Here is a 16,218-nt window from a genome sequence, read left to right as displayed (position 1 = left end):
TCCTGATGCCGTTACGGCGCTTGCCAGAGAAATTTCTCAATCTTCACGTAGCGGTCACTGTAATCATTCCGCAACTTGATATATCTATAAAAAGTAATAATTAAAACAAATAACTAAAGTCAAATTTACTCTCCTGTGGGGTGTCCTTTCTGCGGTAAGGAACAAAATGACAAACAGCGTTTTACAGACGACACGCACGGCCTTTGAACACAGTCTGGGGATTATCCGCCACGCGTCAGTGGAAATCCTGCTGTTATTAGGCGTTCATGCCTCCGATGGCAAAGATCCGCGTTGGTTTCTGGAGCAACTCGATCAGGCCCGGCTCAACCTGGGGGGCTGGAGCGCGGTCGCCAGGCGGCTACATCTTAACGACGCGCAGCTGAGCCGGTTTACGCTGCAACTACGCCATCTTCAGCAGAACGTACCGCAGTATGAAAGCGGTCAGGAGGTCAGTGAGAACCAGCTAATCGCCGCCCTGCGGGTGGTGGTTTCCCTTGAGCAACTGCGCCAGCATCAGCCGTTGCTGAATTATAACACCGCGATTGAAACCCCGGACCACCGCCAGCAAATGGTCGCAGAGCGACAGCTACGCGCCATCGAGATGACGATGATCGCGCTGATTTCGCAAATGTGGCCGGATAAAACCCAGCTTAACCGCTATCTCAAACAGTGTTTCGGCGCCGATAAGCTCAGAGGCTGGATCCGGCAGGGTGAAGGACAGGAGCCGCTGAGCGGGATGCGCTTCAGCGAGCTGGCGCTGATGATTGTTGATAAAAAAACTTTCAGCCGACACTACGCCGCTATTTTTAATGACGCCTCAGTGCTGTCCCTGTTCGTTGAACCCCGTCTGACGCTGCGGGTGTTTCTTGATGATTGTCGACAGGCGCGTAACAGCGTACTGGCCGATGTGCCCCTGACATCGGCGCAGCTGGCGCTGCTTTCCTGCCAGTTTCAGCATATCGTGCGCCCCGTACAGCGGGCATATGAGCAGGGACGGAGCCGGGTGAACCCGGCGGCGCGTGGTTGTTGCGTTCGCCGACAGCAGCGCCGGTGCAGGGCGTGGAGAGGGTACAGGCGGACCCTGAACGGGAAACGCCCTCGGCGCGGGAGATAGTCACGCAGATGGGTATCAGCTGGGATGCGTTTACTATGCGCACGGCGATCGATCGTAACGATACGCGGCTGACCGCGTTATTTTTGCAGGGCGGAATGAACTGGCAGCTCGCATGGACAGAAACTGCCTTCGCACAGGGCAACGATGAAGTTTTACAGCTGTTGCTGCGTTACCCCTCACTGATGGATGAACACAGGCCCTGCCGCCGCTTTATCGCCACCCTCGGACACGCGATGGCCGGCGGCGCGGCGATGACCAGTGAACATAAAGCTTATCTGCGGCGCTTTTGCACCATACCGGCGGTGGTGAAGCGACAGCAGTATGATGCGGAGCAGGCCGAACGGCGTTTCCGCACAGATCCCAGCGCGGACAATAAGAAATGGCGCAGGATCCAGCGCGCCATTTATAACGTCATCCGCTAATTTCGCCAGCCGGAGAAGAGGCTTCGCGCCGCCATCCGGCCTGACGTTTTAAGGTTCGCCATACAGGCTGATTAACCGGCGCACCACGCCGTTGGTCCAGCCGAAACCATCCTGCAACGGATACTCCCCGCCGCCCCCTTCGCGCGGGGTGCCGCCAGCGATGTGATACTTCTCAATCAGCTTATGATGCTGCTGGTAAAAAAGGTTCACCGTTTGCAGCCAGCTGTGGGCGATTTCATCGCCGAGCGCGTCGTCGCCGTACATTTTAAATCCCTGAATCGCCATCCATTGCAGCGGCGCCCAGCCGTTGGGCTTATCCCACTGCTCGCCGGTTTCGTACTCGGTGGCGAGGATCCCGCCGGGGGTCAGCAGACGGTTACGCACGGCATCCCCGAGACGGTCGGCCTGTTCATGGCTCGCCATACCGACATACAGCGGAACGATGCTGGCGGCGGAGAACAGCGCCATTTGCTCGCGACGCCAGTCATAGTCGTGATAGCAGCCGTTTTCCTCATCCCAAAGATAGCGATTTACCGCGTCCCGACGCGCGCTGGCCTTCTGTCGAAACTCTGCTTCAACGTCGCGTTCGCCTTTCAGCGCTGAGATATTGGCAATCGCGCTCTCCAGTTTGAACAGGAAAGCGTTGAGATCGATCGGGATAAACTGCGTGGTGCGGATACTTGCCAGCCGCGTGGCGTCACGCAGCCAGCGGGACGAGTAGTCCCAGCCGGACGCCGCGCCGGCGCGCAGATCGCGATACACCTCATTCGGCGGACGACCGGAGTGTTTGGCGGTTTCCACATCCTCCAGCCACGACTCGTCGCGCGGCGTGTCGCGGTCATCCCAGTAGCGGTTAAGCAGCGAGCCGTCCGGCATACGGACCACGTGACGATAGGCCTGATTCAGCACCAGCGACTCCGCGCCATCCATCCAGAAGGCATACTCCATCTTCAGATGGTCAAGATAGCGCCGCGCGCCGCGCACGCCGTCCTCTTCGAACAGTTCGACCATCAGGGCAAATACCGGCGGCTGTGAGCGGCTCAGGTAATAGGTGCGGTTGCCGTTGGGAATGTGGCCATAGTTTTCAATCATCCACGCGAAGTTATCGGCCATGCATTTCAGCAGATCTTCACGACCGCTTTCCGCCAGCCCCAGCATGGTGAAATAGGAGTCCCAGTAGTAGGTTTCGCTAAACCGACCGCCCGGCACGATATAAGACTGCGGCAGCGCCAGCAGCGAGGACCACGGAATATGATCCTGCGGCTCGCGGGTGAGCACCGGCCAGAGGCGGTCAATATGCTCTTTCAGCGTATTTTCAGGATCGGAGACATATTGGCTGTCGTACACTTCCGGCAGCCAGAAGTGATTCTCGACAAACTGTCGCAGGTCGAAATCCCGGTGGCGTCTGACCTTACGGTAGCGGATCAGGATATCGAGCGGATCCATTTTGGGCGCGCAGTCAGGAAACGTTTTGCTGTCGGGAAACAGCTTAACCGACTGCACGTGCTCAAACAGTTCGAGATAGCGATCGGCTGGCGTCAGGGCGTCAGAGGCGGGAAGCCCCTCAATCATCTCCGGTTCCGGTTCTGCCTCGATCATTTCATCCAGCTTTAACTCGCACGGATCCGTTTCGTAGTTCAGATCGATGTCGATCATGAATTCCTCTGACGGGACGTATTGTAGTTTCTGGTTGATCATAATGAGAAAGACCTCCGGATTGCGGCGTAAATCATACGGGTGTGGCCCGGCTGTTTTCTAAGCTTAGACATTCGCCTCGGTGTATGCGGTACAAAGTGTGCGGTAGATCACATTCTGGATTTATGCATATATCACACAAATAATTTAGTCCGCTGAAATTAAGGGATATTTCCCGTTATCCCCTTTTTTACCCAACGATTATTTTCGGAACATTCGAGTGCAACGAGTTGTAAATAACAAAAAGAGAGCCCCTGTTAATAATAGGGATAAGCTATTTCAACGATAGTTATCGCCCATGTAATTGCTTGATAATTATCAATAACCGCTATATCCCCTTTTTTATCATGACCGGGGCGGTTGCTAACGCCTTAATTTTATTATTCTGGGACACGACAACTCACTACCGTAAGGGTAAAATATTGAAAATCATTACTCGTCTTACCGCGATCGCTATCGCAGGCATTGTTATTTGTTATTCAGGATTATCTGCTTACGTCTGGTATCACGATAAACAACGTAGTCAGAGCGCATCCGTTCAGCCCTCCGGGCTGGAAGAAAATAATCAGGTGCTGGGTTTTCTGCGCGAGAAAGGATGCGATTATTGTCATACTCCTTCCGCCGAATTACCTTTTTATTCCTCTTTTCCCGTCGCTAAGCAACTGATGGATTACGATATCCAGCTTGGCTATAAATCTTTCAATCTGGAAGCCGTTCGTGCCGCGTTAGTGGCGAACGAACCGGTATCACAGAGCGATCTGAACAAGATTGAATGGGTGATGCAGTACGAAACCATGCCGCCAATGCGCTATACCGCGCTGCACTGGGCCGGTAAGGTGAGTGATGCAGAGCGGGAAACCATCCTGGGGTGGATTGCGAAGCAGCGCGAACAGTATTACGCCAGTAGCGACACCGCCGCGCAGCACCGTAATGAACCGGTGCAGCCGATTCCAGAAGTTTTGCCGACCGATGCGCAAAAAGTGGCGCTGGGATTCACGCTGTATCACGATCCGCGCTTGTCCGGCGACAGCACCATCTCCTGCGCTCACTGCCATGCGCTGAATGCGGGCGGCGTGGATGGTCGTAAAACGTCGATCGGCGTGGGCGGCGCGGTGGGTCCAATCAATGCGCCGACGGTATTCAACTCTGTCTTTAATATTGAGCAGTTCTGGGACGGACGTGCGCCAACCCTGCAGGCGCAGGCGGGCGGGCCGCCGCTGAACCCGATCGAAATGGCGTCCAAATCCTGGGACGAAATCATCACGAAACTCGATAAAGATCCATTGCTGAAACAGCAGTTCCTTGCCGTTTATCCGCAGGGATTCAGCGGGGAGACGATCACCGACGCGATTGCTGAGTTTGAGAAAACGCTGATTACGCCGGATTCGCCGTTTGATAAATGGCTGCGCGGTGATGAGAACGCGCTGACGGCCCGGCAGAAGCACGGCTATCAACTGTTCAAGGATAATAAGTGCGCCACCTGTCACGGCGGCGTGATTCTCGGCGGACGGTCGTTTGAGCCGTTGGGTTTAAAGCGGGACTTTAACTTTGGTGAAATGACCGCGGCGGATATTGGCCGCATGAACGTCACTAACGAGATGCGGGATAAATTACGCCAGAAGGTGCCGGGGCTGCGCAATGTCGCGTTGACCGCGCCCTATTTCCACCGCGGCGATGTGCCAACGCTGGACGGCGCGGTAAAACTGATGCTGCGTTACCAGGTGGGTAAAGAGATTCCCCAGGAAGAGATTGACGATATTGTCGCTTTTCTCGAAAGCCTGACCGGGGTGTATACGCCTTATATGCAGGGCAAGTAAATTACCGCGTGCAGAAGCTAAAAACCGGCGTAACGCCGGTTTTTTTGTCTCCATCGCGTGCAGGCGGGGACGTATTACAGGTGTCCGTGTCGTTAGTGGGTAAATGTGTGATAACTTGTTATAATACATCGCATGGCATTTATATAATACAAACGGATACAAATGATGGGGCAACCTGACAGTAAAAGCGCGAAGCCACTTTACCGACAGCTCGAAGCTTCCCTTAAGGACGCGATTTTGCGTGGCGAATATCAACCGGGACAGCAGATCCCCACCGAGAATGAGTTAAGCGCCCGCTGGGAGGTGAGTCGGGTCACCGTACGTAAAGCGCTGGATGCATTAACGCGCGAGAATCTCCTGACCCGCGTCTCCGGGAAAGGAACCTTTGTTTCCAGTGAGAAATTTCAGCGTAGCATGACGGGGATCATGAGCTTTAGTGAGCTATGTCACTCTCAGGGGCGACAACCCGGTTCGCGGACCATTAAGTCGATTTTCGAAGCGGTGGATGACGAAACCAGAATGCTGCTGGGGATGGCAGAGGAAGAAAAAGCGGTGGTGATTGAACGTATCCGCTATGCCGATCACATTCCCGTCTCGCTGGAGACAGTGCAGATGCCGCCGCGTTTCGCCTTCTTATTACAGGAGGATCTCAACAACCAGTCGCTTTATGAATGCCTGCGGGACAAGCACGGTTTGTGGTTTACACACTCGCGTAAAATGATCGAACTGGTGTATGCGAGTTTTGAGATCGCGCACTATCTCGGGGTGAGCGAGCACTATCCGCTGATTCTGATTAAGAGTGAAATGATTGATAATAAAGGAGAATTATCGTGTGTATCCCGACAACTGATCGTCGGAGACAAAATTCGCTTTACGGTATAACTTCTTCATCTCTTTCCTTATACAGGCAAAATCGGGATCCACGTCGCGGATCCCGATTTTTTTTGCTTAGCGCCTTGAATAAATGTATCTAAATGTCATATAAAAATGACAATACATTATCAGTCATTTGTGGCGACAGTGTTCGCCGGGTCAAAGCACGCACCAGAGGGAAGTACGATGAGCATGAAAGAGATTGTTAGCACTATTCTGGCCAGTCAGGCAGATAAAGGGGGAGTGAAACACGTTTACTACGTGGCCTGCGGAGGATCTTACGCTGCGTTTTATCCAGCGAAAGCCTTTCTTGAAAAAGAGGCGAAAGGCCTGACCGTTGGCTTGTACAACAGCGGTGAATTTATTCATAACCTGCCGTCGGCGCTGGGGGAAAATGCGGTTGTTATCGTGGCTTCACATAAAGGGAATACCCCGGAAACGATCAAAGCGGCGGAACTTGCGCGTCAATATGGCGCACCGGTGATTGGCCTGACCTGGGTGATGGATTCTCCTCTGGTTGCGCATTGCGACTACGTGGAAAGCTATACCTTTGGCGATGACAAGGATATTGCTGAAGAGAAAACCATGAAAGGTTTACTGAGCGCCGTCGAATTTTTACAGCAGACTGAAGGCTATGCACATTATGCCGATTTTCAGGATGGCCTCAGCAAAATAAACCGGATTGTTTATCGTGCGTGTGAACATGTCGCAGAACGGGCGGCGGCGTTTGCACAAAACTATAAAGATGACCGCGTGATTTATACCATGGCCAGCGGCGCGGGTTACGGTGCGGCATATCTACAGAGTATCTGTATTTTTATGGAAATGCAGTGGATTCACTCAGCTTGCATTCATAGCGGCGAATTTTTCCATGGGCCTTTTGAAATTACCGATGCGAATACGCCATTTTTCTTCCAGTTTTCAGAGGGCAGCACACGACCCGTGGATGAACGCGCGTTAAACTTCCTGAAAAAATATGGTCGTCGGATAGAAGTGGTTGATGCCAAAGAATTAGGCTTATCCACCATTAAAGCGACAGTGATCGATTATTTCAATCATTCACTCTTTAACAATGTTTATCCTGTCTACAATCGCGCGCTTGCCGATGCGCGTCAACACCCGTTAACCACACGTCGCTATATGTGGAAAGTGGAGTACTAATTTCCGGGGAATGAAAAAAGGCAGGGACGCTTTTTAATTATTAATAATGACCAAGGAATATTTATGAGCATCAGTGTGATTGGCATTGGGGACAATGTTGTCGATAAGTATCTTCATTCCGGCATCATGTATCCGGGCGGGAATGCATTAAACTTTTCGGTTTATGCTAAGCGTGCAGGGGTGCCAGCGGCCTTTATGGGGGCGTTTGGCAATGATGATGCGGCGAAACATGTCCAGGCGGTACTAAAAGAGTTAGAGATAGATACCCGCCACTGTCGGCAGTATGAAGGCGAAAACGGATATGCCTGTATCCGGTTAAAAAATGGCGACCGCGAATTTGTCACCAGTAATAAGAATGGGGTCCTGCGCGAGAATCCGTTTTGTTTATCAGCGGCCGAACTTGATTATATCTCTCACTTCAGCTTAGTGCACACAAGTATTAACGGCTATCTGGAAACCGAGCTGGAGAAAATCTCGCGAAGCAATACCGTTATTTCATTTGATTTTTCTTCCCGAGGCACTGGCGATTATTTTGAGCAAGTTTGCCCGTGGGTAAATTATGGTTTTATTTCCTGTAGTGGTTTAACGCTGGATCAAATAAAAGAAAAAATAAGTACGCTGCATCGCTGTGGTTGTCAGCATGTGATCGCAACGAATGGACATGAATGCGTTTATTATTTTTCGGCTAACGGCTTTTTACAATGGCGTCCTGACTATATAGAACCTGTGGATACGCTGGGGGCAGGCGATGCTTTTCTAACCGGATTTATGCTTTCTGTTCTGCAATCCGGAATGCGTGACCCTGATCATGATGCGGTTATGACGGCCATGCAGACTGGTGGGAAATTTTCCGCGCGGGTGCTGTCGCATTACGGTGCGTTTGGCTTTGGCAAGCCGTACCGTGCCGGTTAACGCTGTTCCATTACTTTAACCAACATTCACTCCGGATAAGCGGGAGGAAGTATGTTTTGGACGGAATTGTGTTTTATTCTTATTGCTTTAATGATTGGCGCACGGATCGGCGGCGTATTTTTAGGCATGGTCGGTGGATTGGGCGTTGGCGTGATGGTCTTTATTTTTGGCCTGACGCCATCCACGCCGCCCATTGATGTCATTTTAATTATTCTTTCTGTGGTATTAGCCGCGTCCTCACTCCAGGCGGCAGGCGGGCTGGATTTACTGGTTCAGCTCGCGGAAAAAATCCTGCGACGGCATCCGCGTTATATTACGTTGCTGGCGCCATTTATCTGTTATCTCTTCACGTTTATGTCCGGTACCGGGCATGTGGTTTACAGTTTATTGCCGGTTATTTCAGAGGTGGCGCGCGATTCGGGAATACGGCCAGAGCGACCGCTTTCTGTTTCCGTAATCGCCTCCCAACAGGCTATTACCGCCAGCCCCATTTCCGCTGCTATGGCGGCAATGATTGGCCTGATGGCGCCGCTGGGCATCTCTATTTCGACCATTATGATGATTTGCGTTCCGGCCACGTTAATCGGCGTGGCGATGGGAGCAATAGCGACTTTCAATAAAGGCAAAGAGCTAAAAGACGATTCTGTCTACCAGCGTCGACTGGCCGAAGGTTTACTTAACGCGCCAGAAAAGGAGAAGAAAACGTCTGTCGTCACAGGGCGAGCGCGGCTCTCCGTGGTGCTGTTTTTAATGAGCGCGGTGGTGATTGTACTGCTGGGACTGATTCCGGCGTTGCGTCCCCTTGTTGATACGGCAAAAGGGCTACAGCCTCTTTCTATGTCGGCGGCAATCCAGATTACGATGCTCTCTTTTGCCTGCCTGATCGTGCTGTTATGTCGTCCGCCGGTCGATCAGATTATTAGCGGTACGGTATTTCGCGCCGGTGCGCTAGCCATTGTCTGCGCCTTTGGCCTCGCCTGGATGAGCGAAACCTTTGTGAACGGCCATATTGAACTGATCAAAGCCGAAGTCCAGACGCTGTTACAACAGCATACCTGGCTTATTGCAATTATGATGTTTTTCGTCTCTGCAATGGTCAGCAGTCAGGCTGCGACGACCCTTATTTTATTACCTCTGGGGCTGGCGCTGGGGTTACCCGCTTATGCGTTGATTGGTTCATGGCCAGCAGTCAACGGCTATTTCTTTATTCCTGTCGCGGGACAGTGTCTGGCGGCATTAGCGTTTGATGACACCGGAACAACGCGGATTGGTAAGTATGTGCTCAACCATAGCTTTATGCGGCCCGGTCTGGTCAATGTGATTGTCTCGGTTATTGTCGGCTTAATCATTGGCAAAATGGTATTGGCCTGATTATTCCGCCCCCCGGCAGGGTATCTGCACAATAAAATTCAGAGGAAGAAAAAATGAATATCAGAATATTCATGGTCACGGCTTTGCTTTTTATCAGTCAGGCGGTATTTAGCGCCACCGTCAAACCGCATATTATGATTCTGGCAACCGGTGGCACGATAGCCGGTACAGCAGAAAAAAACACGCAAACTTCCGGTTATAAATCCGGCGAACTGGGTGTCCAGACATTAATTAATGCGGTGCCTGAGATTAATACGATTGCGCGTGTAGACGGTCAGCAAATTGCCAATATTGGCAGTGAAAATATGACCAGCAAGATTATTTTGCAACTCTCTCAGCAGGTGAATGCGCTGCTGGCGCGAGACGATGTTGACGGCGTGGTCATTACGCATGGTACAGATACGCTGGATGAAACGGCGTACTTTCTCAATCTGACGGTGAAAAGCGACAAGCCGGTGGTGCTGACTGGCGCAATGAGACCCGCGACGGCGATGAGTGCGGATGGCGCGATGAACCTGCTGGAAGCGGTAACCGTGGCCGCCGACCCGAATGCCAGGGGGCGCGGGGTAATGGTGGTATTAAACGATCGGATTGGGTCGGCAAGATTCGTCACGAAAACCAACGCCACCACGCTGGACACGTTTAAAGCGCCCGAGCAGGGGTATCTTGGCGTGATGGTAAATGGTAAACCGCACTTTGAGATGCGAGTAGAAAAGGTGCATACCCTGCGTTCCGTTTTCGATGTGCGAAACCTGCGGAAATTACCTGAAGTTGCCATTATTTATGGCTATCAGGACGATCCGGAATATCTTTATGACGCCGCCATTTCCCATCATGTTGACGGCATTATCTATGCTGGCACCGGAGCCGGTTCCGTTTCTGTGCGCAGTGAGGCCGGAATAAGAAAAGCAGAGAAAGCCGGTATTGTGGTGGTACGCGCGTCGCGCACGGGCAATGGCGTGGTGCCTGTTGATCAAGGTCAACCGGGGCTGGTAGCCGGTTCATTAAATCCGGCTAAAGCGCGCATACTGCTGATGACCGCTCTGACCCGCACTAAAGATCCTGCGCTTATCCAACACTATTTTGATACCTACTGAGTGCGGGAATTTCTTGCGCCCATCTCATGACGAAATGGGCGCAACAGGATTAACGCATTGTCACAAACTCTTCTGCTGCCGTCGGGTGGATCGCCACAGTGTTATCGAAGTCTTTCTTGGTGGCGCCCATCTTCAGCGCGACCGCGAAGCCCTGCAACATTTCATCCATGCCGAAGCCGATGCCGTGGATACCGACAATCTTCTCTTCCGGACCGATACACACCAGCTTCATACGGCACGGCTGGCGGTGAGAGGTAACGGCGGTGTACATGGCGGTAAACGACGATTTGTAGATTTTCACCTGCTCATCGCCATACTGCTCGCGCGCCTGCGGCTCGGTTAAACCGACGGTGCCGATAGGCGGATGGCTAAACACCACCGTTGGGATATTGCTGTAGTCCAGATGCTCGTCCGGCTTGTTGTTAAACAGGCGTTCGGAAAGACGACGGCCCGCGGCTACCGCCACCGGCGTTAGCTCCACCGCGCCGGTGTTATCGCCGACGGCGTAAATTCCTTCCACATTCGTGTTCTGGTATTTATCAACGATGATGTAGCCTTTTTCGTTGGTTTTCACCCCAGTAGCCGCCAGGTTGAAATTGTCGGTCGCGGGTTCGCGACCAATCGCCCAGATCAGGCAATCGACCGTTTCGCTGCGACCGTCTTCCAGTTCCAGGGTCAGGCTGCCGTCGGCATTTTTCACCACCGCTTTCGGAATCGCGTGGGTGTGAAGTTGCGGGCCTTCAGCGTTCATCACTTCCACCAGCGTTTCGCTGATCATCGGGTCAAAACTGCGCAGCGGCGCGTGTTTACGCACGAACAGGTGCGTCTTCGCGCCCAGGCCGTTAATCACTCCCGCCAGTTCAACGGCGATATAGCCCGCGCCGACAACCGCCACGCGCTCCGGCAGAGCGGGTAGCTCAAAGAAACCGTCGGAGTCGATGCCATACTCCACGCCCGGAATATCCGGATGGCTCGGACGTCCGCCGGTGGCGATCAGGATATGGTCGGCAGTCAGGGTTTCGCCGTTAACCTCAATGGTTTTCGCATCGACAAAACGGGCAAAGCCTCTGATCACATCGACGTTATTTTTGCCCAGCACGTTGTCGTAAGAGGTGTGAATACGGTCGATATAGGCGGTACGGCTGGCGATCAAGGTCTGCCAGTTGAACGTATTGATGGTGGTGTCAAAACCATAGTCCGGGCCGTACAGATGGATGGCTTCACGGATCTGCGCGGCATGCCACATCACTTTTTTCGGTACGCAGCCAACGTTGACGCAGGTGCCGCCCAGCTCTTTGGCTTCAATCAGCGCACACTTCTGGCCGTACATCGCTGCACGGTTGATCGAGGCGATACCGCCGCTGCCACCGCCGATAGCGATGTAGTCATAATGCTTGCTCATAGCTCTTATCCTTCAGTTCAGATTGCTGCGATTGTATACCTGATATCAATTGGTTCCACCGATGGCTGTGATTACTCGGGGACGATCCAACTGACCGACGTCTGTCCGGTCCCCGCTGGCGACAGCTTGCTGTGCAGCCACGGCAGCACGTTGTTCATCTGCGCTTCCAGCTTCCACGGCGGGTTAATGACAATCATGCCGGAAGCGGTCATGCCGCGCTGATCGCTGTCCGGGCGTACCGCCAGCTCAATTTGCAGAATCTTACGGATGCCGGTGGCTTCCAGGGCATGGATCATGCGTTTAACCTGCTGGCGCAGCACTACCGGATACCACAGAGCGTAGGTGCCGGTAGCAAACCGTTTATAGCCATCGCTGATGCCGTTCACCACCGCCAGGTAGTCGCTCTTAATTTCATAAGGCGGGTCGATGAGGATCAGACCGCGACGGGAGACCGGCGGCAGCTTAGACTTCAGCTGCTGATAGCCGTCGGCGCGCTCCACGCGGGCGCGGCTGTCCTTCTGAAATTCGCCGCGCAGCAGCGGAAAGTCGCTCGGGTGCAGCTCGGTCAGTTGCAGGCTGTCCTGCTCGCGCAGCAGCTGGCGGGCGATAAGCGGCGAACCCGGATAGTAGCGCAGCTGGCCGCTGCGGTTGAAGTGCTCCACCACGCTGATGTATGGCTCCAGCTCGGCGGGCAGGTCATCCTGCTGCCAGATACGGGCGATGCCTTCCAGGTATTCCCCGGTACGCTCGGCCTGTTCGCCGCTCAGCTGATAACGACCCGCGCCGGCATGGGTGTCCAGATAGAGAAACGGTTTTTCTTTCTCTTTCAGCGATTCAATGATCAGACTCTGAACGGTGTGTTTCAGGACGTCGGCGTGGTTGCCAGCGTGAAAGCTGTGGCGATAACTGAGCATGGGTAAACGTGTTCCAGGTTATAAACGTAGGCCCGAAAGCGTCGCGTTATCGGGCGTAAACAGAGCATATCGCCACAGTATACAGAAAACTCGCCATCGCCGCGAAAGCACAACGCCTGGCATTGAAATCCTCTACACTTATCCCCATTCTACAGGGATATTGCACAGCGCCGGATGCGCGCTTCATACACCTCTTTCAAACAGGACAGCGCTTATGACCAATCCTTTACTGACGCCCTTCGAGCTACCGCCATTTTCCCAAATCAAGCCTGAGCATGTCGTTCCGGCTGTAACCAAAGCGCTGAACGACTGTCGGGAAAATGTGGAACGCGTGGTAGTGCAGGGCGCGCCGTACACTTGGGAAAACCTCTGCCAGCCGCTTGCCGAAGTTGATGATGTGCTGGGGCGGATTTTCTCCCCGGTCAGCCACCTGAATTCGGTGAAAAACAGCCCGGAACTGCGCGAAGCCTACGAGCAAACGCTGCCGCTGCTGTCGGAGTACAGCACCTGGGTCGGGCAACATGAAGGGCTGTACAAAGCGTACCGCGACCTGCGCGACGGCGATCATTACGCCGCCCTGAACACCGCACAGAAAAAAGCGGTCGATAACGCGCTGCGTGATTTTGAACTGTCCGGCATCGGCCTGCCGAAAGATAAACAGCAGCGCTACGGCGAAATCGCCGCCCGATTGTCCGAACTGGGCAACCAGTACAGCAACAATGTGCTCGACGCGACGCAGGGCTGGACAAAACTGATTACCGATGAGGCGGAGCTGGCGGGAATGCCGGAAAGCGCGCTGGCGGCGGCAAAAGCGCAGGCCGAAGCGAAAGAGCAGGAAGGTTACCTGCTGACGCTGGACATTCCAAGCTACCTGCCGGTGATGACCTACTGCGACAACGGGCAGCTTCGTGAAGAGATGTACCGCGCCTATAGCACCCGCGCCTCCGATCAGGGGCCGAACGCCGGTAAATGGGACAACAGTCCGGTGATGGCGGAGATCCTCGCGCTGCGTCACGAACTGGCGCAACTGCTCGGCTTTGACAGCTATGCCGATAAATCCCTCGCCACCAAAATGGCGGAAAACCCGCAGCAGGTGCTCGATTTCTTAACCGATCTGGCGAAACGCGCCCGTCCGCAGGGCGAGAAAGAGCTGGCGCAGCTGCGCGCCTTCGCCAGCGCGGAGTTCGGCGTTGATGAACTACAACCGTGGGATATCGCGTACTACAGCGAGAAGCAAAAGCAGCATCTGTACAGCATTAGCGACGAACAGCTGCGCCCGTACTTCCCGGAAAACAAAGCCGTTAACGGCCTGTTTGAGGTGGTGAAGCGCATTTATGGCATTATTGCCAAAGAGCGCAACGACGTTGATACCTGGCATCCGGACGTGCGCTTCTTCGAGCTGTATGACGACAACAACGAACTGCGCGGCAGCTTCTATCTCGACCTGTACGCCCGCGAAAACAAACGCGGCGGGGCGTGGATGGACGACTGCGTAGGTCAGATGCGCAAAGCCGACGGTTCGCTGCAAAAGCCGGTCGCTTACCTGACCTGTAACTTCAACCGACCGGTTAACGGTAAACCGGCGCTGTTCACCCATGATGAGGTGATCACCCTGTTCCATGAGTTCGGTCACGGTTTGCACCACATGCTGACCCGTATCGAAACCGCCGGGGTTTCCGGCATCAGCGGCGTACCGTGGGATGCCGTCGAACTGCCGAGCCAGTTCATGGAGAACTGGTGCTGGGAGCCGGACGCGCTGGCGTTTATCTCCGGTCACTATGAAACCGGCGAGCCGCTGCCGCAGGCGCTGCTGGATAAAATGCTGGCGGCGAAGAATTACCAGGCGGCGCTGTTTATTCTGCGCCAGCTGGAGTTCGGCCTGTTCGACTTCCGCCTGCATGCGGAATTCGACCCGCAGCAGGGGGCGAAAATCCTTGAGACGCTGGCTGAGATCAAAAAGCAGGTTGCCGTGGTGCCGTCGCCGCACTGGGGTCGTTTCCCGCACGCCTTCAGCCATATCTTTGCCGGTGGCTATGCGGCGGGCTATTACAGCTACCTGTGGGCGGACGTGCTGGCGGCAGACGCTTATTCCCGCTTTGAAGAAGAGGGGATTTTCAACCGCGAAACCGGACAGTCGTTCCTTGATAACATCCTGACCCGCGGCGGTTCCGAAGAGCCGATGGTGCTGTTCAAACGCTTCCGTGGCCGCGAGCCGCAGCTGGATGCGATGCTGGAGCATTACGGAATCCATCAGTGAAAATCTGTTTAGTCGATGAAACGGGCGCCGGAGACGGCGCCTTATCTGTTCTTGCCGCCCGCTGGGGGCTTGAGCACGATGAAGACAACCTGATGGCGCTGGTGATGACCAGCGGGCATCTGGAACTGCGCAAGCGTGACGAACCGAAGCTGGGCGGTATTTACGTCGATTTTGTCGGCGGGGCGATGGCGCACCGGCGCAAATTTGGCGGCGGTCGTGGCGAAGCGGTGGCGAAAGCGGTGGGTATCAAAGGCGACTATCTGCCAGATGTCGTTGACGCCACGGCGGGGCTGGGACGCGACGCGTTTGTGCTGGCCTCCGTAGGCTGTCGCGTGCGGATGCTGGAGCGTAACCCGGCGGTGGCCGCTTTGCTTGATGACGGGCTTAAGCGCGGCTATGCGGACCCGGAGATTGGCGGCTGGTTGCAGGAGCGTTTACAGCTCATCCACGCCTCCAGCCTGACGGCGCTGACCGACATCACGCCGCGTCCGCAGGTGGTCTATCTCGATCCGATGTTTCCGCACAAGCAGAAAAGCGCGCTGGTGAAAAAAGAGATGCGGGTATTTCAGTCGCTGGTGGGAGCGGATCTGGACGCTGACGGGCTGCTGGAACCGGCGCGTCTGCTTGCCACGAAACGCGTGGTGGTCAAGCGCCCGGACTATGCGCCGCCGCTCGCCGACGTCACCACGCCAAACGCCGTGGTCACCAAAGGACACCGGTTCGATATCTACCCCGGTACGCCGTAGTCGTTATGGCCCGATGGCGCGACGCTTATCGGGCCTACGGCAAACATGTTAAGCCGTCTTGAAAAGGCTAACCATTTCCGGGTTACGTTCAATCACGCGAAGTACTTTCAGGCAGGTGCCCGTGGGAATACGTCTGTTCTGTTCCCATGCCTGTACCAGCGATGAGGAGACGCCAATCGCCTAGGCAAATTCATCCTGCTTCATATTCGCTTGCTTACGTATGGCTTTGACGTCAGGGAGTTCGTAGCGTGTTACCCGGGCTGCGGATTTTTTACCCTGACTGATTTCCACGGCTTCGGTAGCGGACTCCATCAGCTCTTTAAAGAAATCACTCATAATGAGCCCTCTTTATCATTCATGGTCAGGTTCGTCCATGATGACCTGTTTTGTCCGAATTATACTCTTACACTGTAAGAGTACAAAGGCAAAAACGCACC

General features: G+C 54.2%; 11 protein-coding genes and 2 pseudogenes. 9 read left to right on the top strand and 4 right to left on the bottom strand.

The genetic code is table 11. The annotated features are described in order from the left end of the window. Positions 1-166 precede the first annotated feature (166 nt). Positions 167-1,536 (top strand): annotated as a pseudogene (locus K7R23_RS05040) (STY4199 family HEPN domain-containing protein). A gap of 48 nt (positions 1,537-1,584) precedes the next feature. Here K7R23_RS05040 and K7R23_RS05035 read toward each other — a convergent pair. Then, a complete protein-coding gene (locus K7R23_RS05035) occupies positions 1,585-3,234 on the bottom strand; it encodes an alpha,alpha-trehalase (protein WP_012908227.1) in 1,650 nt (549 codons plus the stop codon). Between the two features lie 419 nt (positions 3,235-3,653). Here K7R23_RS05035 and K7R23_RS05030 point away from each other — a divergent pair, with 419 nt between their 5' ends. The 6 genes from K7R23_RS05030 to fraE all read left to right on the top strand — a co-directional run bounded on the left by K7R23_RS05030 (position 3,654) and on the right by fraE (position 10,462). Beyond that, complete coding sequence (locus K7R23_RS05030; protein WP_043013298.1) at positions 3,654-5,048, top strand: cytochrome-c peroxidase; 1,395 nt, start codon at positions 3,654-3,656, stop codon at positions 5,046-5,048. Positions 5,049-5,210: 162 nt separating this feature from the next. Next, positions 5,211-5,930, top strand: coding sequence for a GntR family transcriptional regulator (locus K7R23_RS05025; RefSeq protein WP_012908229.1), 720 nt, complete (start codon positions 5,211-5,213; stop codon positions 5,928-5,930). A gap of 177 nt (positions 5,931-6,107) precedes the next feature. Beyond that, positions 6,108-7,082, top strand: a complete 975-nt coding sequence (gene fraB, locus K7R23_RS05020; protein WP_024133024.1) for a 6-phosphofructose-aspartate deglycase — start codon at positions 6,108-6,110, stop codon at positions 7,080-7,082. A 63-nt stretch (positions 7,083-7,145) separates the two neighbouring features. Next, positions 7,146-7,994 carry a fructoselysine 6-kinase gene (locus tag K7R23_RS05015; protein ID WP_012908231.1) on the top strand — a complete coding sequence of 283 codons (849 nt, stop codon included), beginning with the start codon at positions 7,146-7,148 and terminating at the stop codon, positions 7,992-7,994. A 51-nt stretch (positions 7,995-8,045) separates the two neighbouring features. Next, a complete protein-coding gene (locus K7R23_RS05010; RefSeq protein WP_012908232.1) occupies positions 8,046-9,365 on the top strand; it encodes an anaerobic C4-dicarboxylate transporter family protein in 1,320 nt (439 codons plus the stop codon). Positions 9,366-9,418: 53 nt separating this feature from the next. Next, on the top strand, positions 9,419-10,462 hold the full coding sequence (gene fraE / locus K7R23_RS05005) for a fructose-asparagine asparaginase (protein WP_012908233.1): 1,044 nt from the start codon (positions 9,419-9,421) through the stop codon (positions 10,460-10,462). A 49-nt stretch (positions 10,463-10,511) separates the two neighbouring features. On the opposite strand, the gene gorA is transcribed toward fraE, so the two are convergent. After that, positions 10,512-11,864 (bottom strand): glutathione-disulfide reductase, encoded by a 1,353-nt coding sequence (gene gorA / locus K7R23_RS05000; RefSeq protein ID WP_012908234.1) that lies wholly within the window; start codon positions 11,862-11,864, stop codon positions 10,512-10,514. 71 nt (positions 11,865-11,935) lie between these two features. Next, positions 11,936-12,778: a 23S rRNA (adenine(2030)-N(6))-methyltransferase RlmJ gene (locus tag K7R23_RS04995; RefSeq protein WP_012908235.1), complete on the bottom strand. Its 843-nt coding sequence runs from the start codon at positions 12,776-12,778 to the stop codon at positions 11,936-11,938. A 214-nt stretch (positions 12,779-12,992) separates the two neighbouring features. On the opposite strand from K7R23_RS04995, the gene prlC reads away from it, so the two are divergent. Both prlC and rsmJ read left to right on the top strand, forming a co-directional pair. Beyond that, a complete protein-coding gene (prlC, locus tag K7R23_RS04990) occupies positions 12,993-15,035 on the top strand; it encodes an oligopeptidase A (protein ID WP_012908236.1) in 2,043 nt (680 codons plus the stop codon). Beyond that, a complete protein-coding gene (gene rsmJ / locus K7R23_RS04985; protein ID WP_012908237.1) occupies positions 15,032-15,781 on the top strand; it encodes a 16S rRNA (guanine(1516)-N(2))-methyltransferase RsmJ in 750 nt (249 codons plus the stop codon). The genes prlC and rsmJ overlap by 4 nt, the downstream gene beginning before the upstream one ends. Positions 15,782-15,829: 48 nt before the next feature. On the opposite strand, the pseudogene nadS reads toward rsmJ, so the two are convergent. Further along, positions 15,830-16,117: pseudogene (gene nadS, locus K7R23_RS04980) on the bottom strand (NadS family protein). Between the last annotated feature and the right edge of the window lie 101 nt (positions 16,118-16,218).

The sequence above is a fragment of the Citrobacter rodentium NBRC 105723 = DSM 16636 genome (assembly GCF_021278985.1).
GTDB lineage: Bacteria > Pseudomonadota > Gammaproteobacteria > Enterobacterales > Enterobacteriaceae > Citrobacter_A > Citrobacter_A rodentium.
Note: the sequence above shows the minus strand (reverse complement) of the source record. Positions and strands in the feature narration are given on the sequence as shown.

What these genes read in the sequence shown, in the direction of transcription:
- K7R23_RS05035 (WP_012908227.1), bottom strand. Translation starts at nt 3,234, where the DNA reads ATGATCAACCAGAAACTACAATACGTCCCGTCAGAGGAATTCATGATC.
- K7R23_RS05025 (WP_012908229.1), top strand. Translation starts at nt 5,211, where the DNA reads ATGATGGGGCAACCTGACAGTAAAAGCGCGAAGCCACTTTACCGACAG.
- fraB (WP_024133024.1), top strand. Translation starts at nt 6,108, where the DNA reads ATGAGCATGAAAGAGATTGTTAGCACTATTCTGGCCAGTCAGGCAGAT.
- K7R23_RS05015 (WP_012908231.1), top strand. Translation starts at nt 7,146, where the DNA reads ATGAGCATCAGTGTGATTGGCATTGGGGACAATGTTGTCGATAAGTAT.
- K7R23_RS05010 (WP_012908232.1), top strand. Translation starts at nt 8,046, where the DNA reads ATGTTTTGGACGGAATTGTGTTTTATTCTTATTGCTTTAATGATTGGC.
- fraE (WP_012908233.1), top strand. Translation starts at nt 9,419, where the DNA reads ATGAATATCAGAATATTCATGGTCACGGCTTTGCTTTTTATCAGTCAG.
- gorA (WP_012908234.1), bottom strand. Translation starts at nt 11,864, where the DNA reads ATGAGCAAGCATTATGACTACATCGCTATCGGCGGTGGCAGCGGCGGT.
- K7R23_RS04995 (WP_012908235.1), bottom strand. Translation starts at nt 12,778, where the DNA reads ATGCTCAGTTATCGCCACAGCTTTCACGCTGGCAACCACGCCGACGTC.
- prlC (WP_012908236.1), top strand. Translation starts at nt 12,993, where the DNA reads ATGACCAATCCTTTACTGACGCCCTTCGAGCTACCGCCATTTTCCCAA.